At 46.1% G+C, this 12,929-nt stretch carries 7 protein-coding genes and 1 pseudogene; 4 read left to right on the forward strand and 4 right to left on the reverse strand.

Annotated features, from left to right (window positions below; all coding sequences use genetic code 11):
- Window positions 1-6 precede the first annotated feature (6 nt).
- On the reverse strand, window positions 7-3,138 hold the full coding sequence (gene putA / locus B853_RS17150) for a bifunctional proline dehydrogenase/L-glutamate gamma-semialdehyde dehydrogenase PutA (protein ID WP_038887024.1): 3,132 nt from the start codon (window positions 3,136-3,138) through the stop codon (window positions 7-9).
- A 414-nt stretch (window positions 3,139-3,552) separates the two neighbouring features.
- Window positions 3,553-4,362: an AraC family transcriptional regulator gene (locus tag B853_RS17155; RefSeq protein WP_038887022.1), complete on the reverse strand. Its 810-nt coding sequence runs from the start codon at window positions 4,360-4,362 to the stop codon at window positions 3,553-3,555.
- An 835-nt stretch (window positions 4,363-5,197) separates the two neighbouring features.
- Here B853_RS17155 and B853_RS17160 point away from each other — a divergent pair.
- Window positions 5,198-5,917, forward strand: coding sequence for a helix-turn-helix transcriptional regulator (locus B853_RS17160; RefSeq protein WP_038887021.1), 720 nt, complete (start codon window positions 5,198-5,200; stop codon window positions 5,915-5,917).
- Between the two features lie 564 nt (window positions 5,918-6,481).
- Complete coding sequence (locus B853_RS17165; RefSeq protein ID WP_038887019.1) at window positions 6,482-7,189, forward strand: DUF445 family protein; 708 nt, start codon at window positions 6,482-6,484, stop codon at window positions 7,187-7,189.
- Between the two features lie 42 nt (window positions 7,190-7,231).
- On the opposite strand, the gene B853_RS17170 is transcribed toward B853_RS17165, so the two are convergent.
- Window positions 7,232-8,572, reverse strand: a complete 1,341-nt coding sequence (locus B853_RS17170) for an MATE family efflux transporter (protein ID WP_038887017.1) — start codon at window positions 8,570-8,572, stop codon at window positions 7,232-7,234.
- Between the two features lie 196 nt (window positions 8,573-8,768).
- Window positions 8,769-11,543, reverse strand: a complete 2,775-nt coding sequence (locus tag B853_RS17175; RefSeq protein ID WP_038887044.1) for a glycoside hydrolase family 3 protein — start codon at window positions 11,541-11,543, stop codon at window positions 8,769-8,771.
- A gap of 260 nt (window positions 11,544-11,803) precedes the next feature.
- Between B853_RS17175 and B853_RS17180 the strand changes: the two genes are divergently transcribed.
- Both B853_RS17180 and B853_RS26830 read left to right on the forward strand, forming a co-directional pair.
- Entirely contained in the window at window positions 11,804-12,682 is an 879-nt protein-coding gene (locus B853_RS17180) for a helix-turn-helix domain-containing protein (protein ID WP_038887016.1), read from the forward strand.
- A gap of 98 nt (window positions 12,683-12,780) precedes the next feature.
- A pseudogene (locus B853_RS26830) lies at window positions 12,781-12,929 on the forward strand (ISL3 family transposase); the annotation flags it as partial.

Raw genomic sequence — 12,929 nt, forward strand, 5'->3', positions numbered from 1 at the left:
GACTCCTTATGCTTTCTCTGCTTGAACAAGATGTTGTTGAGTGAAGCGGTATAGGTAGTGAGGACCACCTGCCTTCGGCCCCGTACCCGACAAGCCTTGACCACCGAATGGCTGAACGCCAACCACCGCACCAACCTGATCGCGGTTGATGTAGCAGTTACCTACACGAGCGTGTTTTTCAATCCAACGATAAGTGGTTTCGTTACGGCTGTGGATGCCCATTGTGAGACCAAAACCGGTTTGGTTGATTTGCTCAACCACGTTTGGCAACTCAGACGCTTTAAAGCGAACAATGTGCAAGATAGGACCAAATTGCTCTTCTTTCAGAACATCAATGCCCGAGATTTCGAATGCACTTGGCGACACAAAATCACCGTGCTGACACGCTTCATCCAATTGCAGCTGTGCAACTTTGGTTTGCGTGCTTGTCATGTGCTCTAGGTGAGCAAGGAGTTTATTTTTTGCATTGCTGTCGATAACCGGACCCACATCCGTTTTGTGTAGGTAAGGAATACCAACATGCAGTTCATTCATCGCACCTTGGATAAGGTTGATGATGCGATCCGCAACATCTTCTTGAACAAACAGGACACGCAGGGCAGAACAACGTTGACCTGCAGAAGCGAAAGCAGAACGAATCACGTCACGCACAACTTGCTCTGGCAGTGCCGTACTATCCACAATCATCGCGTTTTGACCGCCAGTTTCAGCGATAAACGGTACTGGCTTCGCGCTGCGCTCGGCAAGCGTCACGTTGATGCGCTGCGCCGTTGCTGTCGAACCAGTAAATGCCACGCCTGCAATCGCATCGTGAGACGTTAGTGCATGACCAATTTCACCACCACGACCTGGCAATAGCTGAATCACACCAGCCGGGAAACCAGCTTCTAACATCAATTCAATCGCACGCGCCGCAATTAAGCTGGTTTGCTCAGCAGGCTTAGCCACAACAGTGTTACCTGCCACCAATGCCGCTGTGACTTGGCCAAGGAAGATCGCCAGAGGGAAGTTCCATGGGCTGATACAAACGAACACGCCTAACCCTTCGCGGCTAGAAATGCGCTTCACGCCATCAAATCCTTCCAACTCGAACGCTTGAAGGTTTTGCGCTTGTTTCGCGTAGTAACGACAGAAGTCGACCGCTTCACGCACTTCATCAATGCTGTCATGAATCGTCTTGCCCGCCTCTTGATGACAAATCGCCACCAGCTCAGCAAGATTGGCTTCCATTAGGTCAGCCAAAGTTTCTAAACACTGCGCTTTTTGTTCTATCGCGGTGCCTTTCCACTCAGGGAATGCAGCATCAGCCGCTTCGATTGCAGCGGAAACATGATCAAGGCTTGCGAAAGCCACCTGACCTACTTCGATACGGCGATCGTAAGGTGCGGTAATGATTTCAGCAGCACTCTCCTTGATCATGCTTTCGGCATGTTTTTCGCCGTTGATGATCGGACCCGCAGTCCACTTCTGTGTAAGGAAGCTTTCAACCTGCGCTTCAAACGGCTTCGCTTCGCTGTCGATATCAACGTTGACGCCGTATGAGTTTTTACGCTCCGGGAAAATACCTGTTGGCATTGGAATTTGACCGTTGTGTAGCGTCTCAAACGAGGTCAGCACATCAACAGGATGATGCGTCAGCTCTGAAATAGGACAACGCGCATCCACCAAACGGTGCACAAACGAACTGTTTGCGCCGTTTTCTAGTAAGCGACGAACCAAGTAAGGCAGTAGATCCGCATGGCTACCGACTGGCGCGTAAATACGAACTGGCTGACCATAAGTGTCCATCACATGGTTATAAAGCGAATCGCCCATACCATGCAGACGTTGGAATTCGTAATCTTTGTGTTCTGCCATTACAGCAATCGCAGTAACAGTGTGTGCGTTGTGGCTAGCAAACTGCGGGAAGATATTACCGCGCACGCCTTCACTTAGTAGGAAGCGCGCACACGCTAGGTAAGCAACATCCGTCGCTTCTTTGCGCGTGTAAACTGGGTAGTTCTCGTAACCTGCTTGTTGTGACCACTTGATTTCGCTGTCCCAGTACGCGCCTTTTACTAGACGAAGCGGGATCAAATCACCCTGCTCTTTCGCTAGACCGTTTAGCCATACCAATACAGGCAATGCACGTTTCGAGTAGGCTTGAACTACCAGACCAAACTTGCCCCAGCCTTTCAAAAGGTCGCTGCGATACAGTTTTTCAAACAGTTTTAGTGACAGCTCAAGACGGTCCGCTTCTTCTGCGTCAATCGTAATGGCAACATCCACTTCGATAGCGCGCTTAAGCAGTTGCGTTAAGGTGTCGTAAAGCTCTGTCATCACGCGTTCTTCATTCGCCACTTCATAACGTGGGTGGAGTGCAGAAAGCTTGATAGAAACAGAAGGTGCAGGACTTGTATCGCTACCGTACGTTTCACGACCAACGGCTTCAATCGCCATTAGGTAGTCTTTGAAGTACTTGCTTGCGTCTGCCGTAGTCAGCGCCGCTTCACCCAACATATCAAATGAGTAAGTGAAGCCTTTGTCGCGCATTGGGCGACCGTTTTTCTGTGCTTCTTCAATCGTACGACCACGTACAAACTGATGACCCATGATCTTCATTGCCTGATACATGGCTTTGCGAATCACAGGTTCTGAGAATTTGTTCACCAGACGGTTTACAGCCTGACCTGGGCTCTGGGTTTCTTGCTCACCAAGACCAATCACTTTACCCGTTAGCATTAAGCCCCAAGTTGACGCGTTTACGAAGACCGAATCAGAACTCTTTAGGTGAGATTTCCAGTCAGCAACGCTTAGCTTATCTTTAATCAGTGCATCCGCCGTTGCTGAGTCAGGAATACGCATCAATGCTTCTGCAAGACACATCAGCAAGATACCTTCATGAGTATCTAAGCTGTATTCCAGCAGTAGCGCATCAATCATCTGAATTGACTTCTTGTCCGCACGGATGGCTTCGATAAGCTGGGTTGTTTGGGTCGTGATTGCCGATTTTTCTTCCGCTGTCGGCGTTGCTAGTGGCAATAATTGCTCTAGCCATTGAGACTCGTCCACCATGTACAATGGCGAGATCAGTGACCACAACTTATCAAGCGGCTGCTCGATAAATTCCGGTGTTAACACGTTCGTTGCTGTAAACATGCGTTTTCCTCAATCTCTCTCCTCGAAAACCGCTTCGAGGATCATCAATGGCTGGCAGTGTATTTTGAGCCCGAGAAGAATACTTGTCAAAAACTCCGAGCTTTTTGCTAAAAACTCGCTTTTATAACAAAACATCTACATAGTCACACGCAATTACATAATATATTGTGTTGTAAAAATTCATCTTTGCATGTCATTTACAACAAAAAATGACGATTTTTCGAGAATTTTCATTTGAATAAGAAGGATTTAGATTGCCCTTTTGCGAGGAATGGATAAAAAAGTGGAAAGTTATCGGGGAAATAAACAAAAAAGTTCAGCTTGGCGACAAAAAATGCATGCGCAAAAAAACCGCGATCCATGCGCGGCTATTTATCAATAAGCAATTTAATGAATAAAAATAGAAGCAGAATATTAATGCTGTTTCTTATACTGGGAAGGTGACAATCCTTGTAAACGAGTAAAAGTATGCGTGAAAGTACTTTGGCTCGAGAAACCTGTAAACTCAGCAATCTGTCCAAGCGTTAAGTTACCTTGCTCAATCAAATCACGCGCCATATCGATGCGTTTACCTAGCACATACTGATGCGGTGTAATGCCCATCTGATCTTTAAACAAGCTGTGGAACTGGCTTTCGCCCAAGAACACACTCCCTGCCAACTGTGCCACACTGATTTTGTGACTCAAATGCTGCTCGATATAGCGGTCAATCGCTTCCAAATCAAAGCGAGACTCTTTCCTCGACGTTTCAAATGCTGAGATATGACGTTGCATCAGAGCAATCACAGTGTCATTACAAGCACGGCTAAGCAGTAAGTCGTCGGGATGATTGCGCATCTCTTGCACCAGCATCTGAATCAGCTTTTGGATTTGGCCATCCAACTGGAAGTAAAGGTGAAATCGCTCTAGGTTATTGATTTTCTGAAGCATCTCTGGTTCGTCACTCGCTGGTTTTGGCATGTTGAGCACCAAAATATCAGACTGATGAATCACGCCACCGAAAGCATGATCAGAAGACGCCGTGACGATGCATCCTTGTCCAGGACCAACCAAGTTACCCTGTCCGCGGACTTCAAATTCTGCTTGTCCTTTTAAGCCGATCACAATCTGGGTGTAAGCATGATCATGACAATCCATATAAGACGGAAGCGTGATCAGCTCTGCTGGCTTAGGCAGCATGATCTCTTTATATAGCGGGGCTTTCGGGTTATCTGAATCACTCATTTCGAACTGTCGTCTTTACACGGTCGGCTTACACCTTGGCATCATATACCTTCTCGGTTGGGTTGCAAATCTTCCCCAATTCAATCGCACAAGATCAAATCAACATGATCAAAGCACTCAACATGATCATAGTTCCGGAACGATGATCATGTGAGCGTAACCTACGGCCATTGCTCAACCAATTTTATTAACAAAAACCGAAAGATAGATAAATATCTATAATTTAACCGCGCACGGGACGAAGATCCTCATTCCCTATGACTCACACTTCTGGCGCTATTTAGCCGAAATGGCGATAAATTCATTGATAGCACGAAACTGGCAAGAGAAATAATCACTTAAAAAGAAGATTTTTTCTTTAAAACAGTAGCATAGAGGGATTTCCCCCCCCTTTCGAATATGCCTCTAATTCAATACATTAGATCTCGAGCTTCGGAGGCATACGACCCGGAGCTCATCGGTATCTTATTGATACCTCTAATTTACTTAGCAGACCCTCGCTATGTAATTTAGAACCTCTTCTACACGTCGACAAGATTTATCTTGTGTTGCCAGCCCGTCTTCAGGCTGGCTTTTTTTTGTCTCAAGCCAATGAAAACAATGGCATAAGCTGATAGTATGGCCGCACTTAATTCCATCCCAGTGTAATGAAACTCGAGGCTTCACCTCATGAACTCATATTCGCTCATTACACAAATCACGAAAGCATGATCAAGGTTAGTACCTGTAATACCAATCAATGTTATCTGTTGGGATAAGCCTGCTGGATCACATACCAAACGTATGTTGCTTCTGTGTTCAGCAGTATAATAAGCAGTAATAAGCGAGCCATCTTGTGAATATTCCAGTCAATGCCATAGAACAGTCGCTTCTCCGACAGCTACCGGGTTGTTGGGGATGTAAAGATAAAGACTCAGTATTCCGCTATGTAAACCAAGAATACGCGGAGCTTTTGGGGCATACTTCTCCCGACGAGTGCATAGGGAAAACCGATTTTGATATGGTGAGCCCAACGACCGAGTGTGCACTTGAGTTTCAACGTCAAGACCACTACGTAATTGAAAGTGGTGAATCTCTTAAGATTCTCGATATACACCCATACCCCGACGGCCGTTGGCGAGCGCACATTTTTACCAAAACACCTTGGCGTGATGATGACGGTAATATTGTCGGCACTATTTTTTATGGACGAGAGTTGACGGATACCGCAATCATAGAGGTTGGATATTGGGTATGCCGAGCGATCGGTGTACATAACGATGAAAAGTCTATTTTCCGCTTCTCTAACCTAAAACCAGAGCCAGAAAAATTGACCAACAGAGAACAAGAAACACTATTTTTGCTCCTGTATGGAAAGAAGCCTCAATACATCTCTCAAGTAATGGGTATTTCAACTAAAACAGTAGAAGGCCACGTAGCACGCTTACGAACCAAGTTTGAGGCTAATAGTAAAAATGAGTTGATCGATAAGGCTATGGAAGCCGGCTTCGGCTCAATCGTGCCTCAGACTCTCCTGAAAAGGCAACTCTCCGTAGTATTAAACGGAGAACGATAGACATTTAACCACAGCGAGCCATAACGTTTGGCTCGCTACTATTGGCACTTCACCTCTCCTCATCATTCCACTGTCGTTAGAGCTTTCGTGACTTCACACATACAAAGTCTTAAATATGAAACAAAATATGGGATCGATATCACAATAGTTGTGGTATTATACCGCCCCGTTGCGTAATCGTAAGCAGTGGACACAACGCAGAGTCATACGCTGGATCGTTTGTAATTTCACTTTTTGAGAAACAGCTATACTCATTAAATGGCTTAGTTATTACATTAATAATAAGGTGATTAGCTTATGTGTAAATGTGGTTCAATGCAGATCGTACAAGTAAAACAAAGTTGGGCTGACAAGCTTTTCGGCTATTCAGAACGATGGAAATGCCAACTTTGTCGTAAGATCTTCCGCATCTAAAACGTTGCGAAACCAACAAACTACTTAAACCCTATATTAATAGGGTAGATAAAAGCAGTGGCCCGACAATGAATGTCGGGTTTTGTTTTTTCTAGTAATCCCCTAAAATCTCCCCCCATAAATCTATCACTTATTCGAAAGTTCCATTTCATGAACAAGAGCTTAATGACAAATATTCTGGCCCTAGCGTTAATGGGGGCTGGCTACCATATTCAAAATGATTACCTTTGGTTCGCGGGGCTGTTTGCATTTTCTGGTGCAATTACAAACTGGTTAGCCATACACATGCTGTTTGAGAAAGTACCTGGATTATATGGTTCAGGCGTAATTCCCGCTCGTTTTGAAGAATTTAAATTCGCCATCAAACAATTAATGATGGAGCAATTTTTTACTGAAAAAAACATCGACCGATTCCTGAATCAGGAAATGTCAGGTGGGGTTAACATCGACTTAGAACCTGTCATTGAGAAAGTAGACTTCGAGCCTGCTTTTGACAAGCTTGTTGGCGTAATCGAAACTTCGTCATTCGGCGGTATGCTTGCAATGTTTGGCGGCTCAGAAGCACTTCAACCTTTAAAGCAGCCGTTTGTTGAGAAAATGCAGGAGTCGATGGTTGAGCTCAGTCAGAGTGACACCATCAAACAAGCTTTAAAAGAACAGCTTGAATCACCAGCAATGATGGATGAAATTAAACAGAACATCGAGGGCATCATAGATCAACGCCTAAGTGAATTGACGCCAAAATTGGTAAAAGAAATCGTACAAAAGATGATTCGTGATCACCTAGGCTGGCTTGTTGTTTGGGGCGGTGTTTTTGGTGGTCTAATTGGTATAGCCACCTCAGCTATTAGTGCTTAACCATTAAATGATTAGGGCCCTTACTCAGGGCCCTTTTTGATTTTAGCTGACTCGAAACTTAGTCCACACTTGTGAACGCCAACGCCTTGCCATAATGATCCCACGTACCCACTCATCAAGCGCCATCGCCATCCAAGCACCGAACACGCCGTAGCCCATATGAATACCGAAGACATAGGAAAATAACACCCCCAGTCCCCACATGCTTAAAATACCCATTTGTACCGGGAATTTGATATCACCAGCCCCCTTCAGTGCCGAAATGAAGATCAAATTAAACACGCGTCCCGCTTCCAGCAAGATAGACCCCAGAATCAAAGCACCGGTTAATGCCAAAATTTCTGGCTGATCGGTGAAGACGGTTAAAATTTCATCTCGGAACAGGTAAATCAACGTCGTCGCCGTTGTGGATGCGATAAAACCCACTAAAAAGTAAATTTGAACACGTTTTAGAATACTTGTTATCCAACCTTTACCGATGTAGTAACCAGTCTGAATCTGCGACGCCTGGCCAATTGCTAAGGCAAATGCAAAAGAGAAACGGGCGATATTTTGCGCATAAGTTAATGCCGCAAGTGATGATGTTCCCATCTGCACTACAAAATAAACGATGCAGATTTGCGCCATATTGTAAGACAAAACTTCACCAGCGTTCATGCCACCGATTTTCAAAATCTTCTTGTAAACATCACCCGACACTTGTTTTAGCTTTGACATTGGCACGTCAATGCTACTTCGGGTCAGGATCACACCAAGCATCAATGTACCGATCACTTGGCTAACGACCGTCGCAACCGCAACCCCTTCGACTCCGTACACAGGTAGGCCAAACGGCTGATAAAGCGCAATGTAGTTACCGATGATGTTGAACACGCCAGAAATCAGGTTCACCACCATTGGTGATCGCGAATAACCGTGGCTCCGCAAAATCGTAGTAAAGACGATACCGATGGTCACGTTAAACGTCATTGCACCACTGATCAGTAAGTATTCTCGAGCGTACTGCTCAACTTGGGCTTCTAAGCCGTAGTATGGCAAGAAGAACACCGCCCCGATCACAGCCAGCACACTCAAGAATACGCCGACAAGCACGGATAAAGCGATACTTGCAACACCCACATCAACCGAGTCTTTCTCGCGTCCTGCACCATTATATTGCGCAATTAGAATCCCCGTACCACTGCTTACAAAGGTGGATACAATGATTAGGAAAAATGTTAATTGTGTGATTACCCCAACGGCGGATACCGCTTTGTCTGAGTAACCACTCAACATAAATACATCGCTGGTTCCTAAAGCCGTCCGTAGCAAAATTTCCACAAGTATTGGCCAAGCTAATGCCACAATGGACATACGCTGGTTGATATTCTGGCTTTTAGGCATGTGTTTGACCTTTCCTAAAACTAAAAACTGCCCCACAGAGAACTGTGAAGCAGTTTGAGTTATCGACTAATTTTGTGCGCGGATTGTATAACTTTTAAACGCAAAGTCACGTTACTTTTAGGGGTATTTACAAGAAACATTCCCCACCATTTACCCAGCAACAACAAAACCATAAGCTAACGTTATCATTTATTGTTTACTGCTTGATTATTTTGATTTTTTCCAGCTCTAAACCCGGCTTAACAAAGTCAATATCTAGGGTGTAGAACCCTGGATTCAACTTCACCTTCAAACCTTCTACCGTAATCAGTTCACCATCCGTGCCATGCATTGGTAACGTCATACTAAAGTCTCCATTGAGGAATAGACTGCAAGAAGATTGCGCCAGAGAGTCACGCTCGTACTTCATCATGCCATTGAACTGGTATACACCTTCCTCGCCAACCTGAAGCACAACCGAAGCGTTCACTTTCGTATTCAAGGTAATTTCCTGTTCAACGAAATGCGTTTCTTCACTCGGTTGCTCAGTTTGTGCAACAAAGGTTTTGATTGGTTCGTAAGCTTTCAGCGGTCGTTCCATGACTGGAGCAGCCATGATGAAGCGACAGATATTCATCGCAGAGCGTTGCAACTCACCAATGGTCAGTGTGCCGTTTTCTAGCGCTTGTAGCGTGTCATCGCCCATCGCATTGCTCTCTGCGCCGTCATTCTCGACCACCATGTAAAGATCGTTTTGTGCACGCACCATAAATGAAGTAAAGGTTTTACTCTCTTCACCCGCTTCGATTGGGTCATTCATCTTCGCCCACCAATCCGTCATCACAATGCCGGTGAAGCCCCACTCATTACGCAGAATAGTGGTGTTTAAGTCGTAGTTGGATGCCGCCCAATGCCCATTTACTGGGTTGTAAGAGGTCATGATGGTGGTCGCATTACCTTGCTTCACTGCCATCTCAAACGGCTTGATATGGATTTCACGCAGTGCACGTTCAGACATGATGCTGTCCACATCCACACGAGCGGTTTCCTGATCGTTCGCCGCATAGTGTTTGATGGTGCCCGATACGCCCGCTTTACTTAAACCACGAGTCTGCGCTGCCGCCATTACGCCCGTCATAAACGGATCTTCAGAGAAGTACTCGAAGTTACGTCCATTCAAAGGGTGGCGGTGAATATTGATGCCAGGGCCAAGCAAGGTATCGATGTGGTTGGCACGCAACTCTTTACCAATCAGGAAGAAAAGTTCTTCGTTTAGAGCAGAGTTCCATGTACAACCAAGCAAAGTGCCAATTGGTACTTGCGTTGCTTTATGGCCACTGTCCATACGAATACCTGACGGGCCATCAGCCGCTGCTGCTACGGGAATTCCTAGTTCAAACAGGCTGTCAGACACACCACCAAACGCGGCTGCCGTTCCCGGCGTCACTTTCGGGCTGCACATACCTTCACCACGAACGATAGTGGCAAGTTGCTCCGGTGACATCTGCGCGACAAAGTCCTCTAGGCTCGCTTTGCCTTGTTTCACGTCCATCAACTTGATGCCTTGGTTGCCGGTCAGTTCGAATGTGCGAGGCATATGAGCTTGGATACGCTCAGCTAAAGAAACGCTGCGTTGTGGCGTCATTTCATGGCTCAACGCATACGTGCCATTGTCGCTCTTTTGTGCAGGCTTCATGCGTTCAAATTCATGAATTGGTGCGCAAGCTTCACTCAATACTTCAACGACTAATGTGTCATCCAATTGGAACGTCGCCGCAACTGACTTAGCGTGACGTACACTTTCACCGATACAGAACTGGTAGCAACCAGCTTCCAGCACATAGCGACTGCGATGTCCGGTCGCGCCGCTGTCATCGTAAGAAGCTAGCGAAGCAACAGGTACTGAGATACGAACCAACTCACTCGCGCTAGGCTTAAGTGTTTGTGTTTTACCAAAGCCCGCCAACACGCGAGCAGGTTTACCTAGTTTGCCTTGAGGCGCTTCAACATAAAGCTGTACCACTTCTTTGGCAGCAAATTCAGAGCCCACGTTGCTCACTTCAACATCAAAGTGCAGCACAGCGTCTGCGCCTTGCCCTTCGGTCGTAAACTCTACTAGATCACGGCTAAAATCGGTGTATGACAGACCAGCGCCAAACTCAAACTGCACCACTTCAGGATTGAAGGTTTCAAAGTAACGGTAGCCCACGTAGATATCTTCAACGTAGATGTTGCGGTCTCTACGCCCAAAGTTCGCTGAGGATGGGTAGTCAGTAAGGTGGTAAGCAATCGAGTCGGTCAAACGACCACTTGGTGATTGCTCGCCAGAGACGATATCCGCCAAACCATGACCGCCTTCCATACCCGCAGCCCAGCTGTAGAGCACACCTTTGATGGATTCATTGCCTTCGATGGTGTTTAACCACGCCATGTCCATGATGTTGGTGACGTTCATCACTACGATCACGTCGTTGAAGTGGCGATTGACCTTGGCGATCATGTCCGCTTCTTCTGCAGTTAAGCGGTAGCTGCCCGGCTCGTCGGCGTTGTCTTGGTCTTCACCAGCGGTACGACCAATAAACACCATGGCTTTGTTGGAGCTCGATGCCGCTTTTGCAACAAGTTCATCAGTCAGTGGCATTTCCTGTTGGAACCAAGGTTCCGCCGCCCAGCCACCGCCGCCATCGTCAAATGGGTGCTCTGCAATCCAATCTTGATAGACCGCAACCAACTCTTCATTCAAACGAACCTTTGCATTAGCGCGCAACCCGTCTAGCGCACTGATCGCGTAAGGCACATTCACTGCCCCGCCCGAACCTGTGCCGCTGCGGTGCGTATCAATTTGGCAGCGACCAAACAGCGATAGGGTATCTTGCGCAGTCAGAGGTAAAACCGCGTCATTATTTCTGAGAAGTACAATCCCTTCTGCTGCCGCTTGTCGGCTTACAGGGACGAGGTTCTTTTGCGCTTGGCTAATTTGTTTATTGTTCATACACAACCCACAACCGTTCATTTTTATTTCGTATTTCAGCGCGCTGAATGACAACGGGTCACTAAAGTCGCGCGAGTCGTTATTGGCATCGTGCTTTTCACCAGCTAAACAGGCATCGGAGACGAGTTTGAAAAACATCGCCAGCCCTGCAAAAACGGGCAAAAAACATCGATGAAAATTCGTTTTTCTATGTGGAAATAGTATGCTGACCGGATGCGCCATTCTACCAAAATGGCGACAGTAAAAAGGAATATCGCGACATGAGTATCATCTATCAACTCAAAGCACATCAGAAGCACAGTCATCTCAAGTTTGCCTACGTCGACGGACATCACCATTGTGATTTTGCCGCGCACAAACATGACTTTTCTGAACTGTTTTTAGTGGTCAGTGGCAGCGGTAAGCACACAGTCGCGGAATACGAATACCCGCTACACAAAGGCGATGTATTTGTGATTAATGGCGACATCGAGCATGGCTTTCGAGACGTAAACAAACTCAAGATCATTAACTTGATGTTTGACTCCAACACGCCGTTTTTTGAAATACCTTCGATGCGCCAGTTGTCCGGCTACCAAGCCATGTTCAAAGTAGAACCTATCGCGAGACAAACCACCGAGTACAAAGCAAAACTGACCCTAGACCGTCAGCAATTGCCAGAAATCGAACGCCTTTTGTCAGATTTGAAGTTGGAATATGAAGCCTCACAGCCTGGATTTGAAGTCATGCTAACCAGCTTAATGCAGCAGTTGGTGATTGCTCTTTCCCGAATGTATCAAGACCAAAGCCAAGAGTTGCCACAAACCACACTTGCACTCAGCCGAGCCTTGGTATTTATTGAGCAGCACTTCAGTGATGTCGGCGTAAACAGCGATGCAATTGCGAAGGCAGCCTTCATCAGTAAACGTCAGCTAGAAAGGCTATTTCGCCAGTTTTTAGACACGTCGCCAAATCAGTATTTGCGTGATGTGCAGTTGAACTACGCGACAAAGTTATTGTGTGAAGAGAACGAGCGATCGGTTCAGCACATCGCCGAACAGTGTGGGTTTTCGGACAGCAACTATTTCTCTAAGTGCTTTAAACAGAAGTTTCAGCACAGCCCAAGAAGTTACCGCAAAGAACATTTCTTACAGGCATAAAAAAAGGTTCATCGCGGATAAGCGGGAACTGAAAACAAAAACGGTAGTAAGTGATAGAGTTTTATCGCCAAACAAAACCTACACAAACTACCGTTTTCATGTCGAATCATACTTTCCTATCTTCATTCTGGGAAGGCTTTCATATAGTAAAGTCTCATCAGACTCCATCATTAATAAAGCTCACTCTCAAACCTAACTCTATCGCTAGGTGTCCGTGCGGGCTTAAAGCTCAAGCCATACATGAGTA

Origin of the sequence: Vibrio rotiferianus CAIM 577 = LMG 21460 (assembly GCF_002741985.1) — a bacterium.
GTDB classification, from domain to species: domain Bacteria; phylum Pseudomonadota; class Gammaproteobacteria; order Enterobacterales; family Vibrionaceae; genus Vibrio; species Vibrio rotiferianus.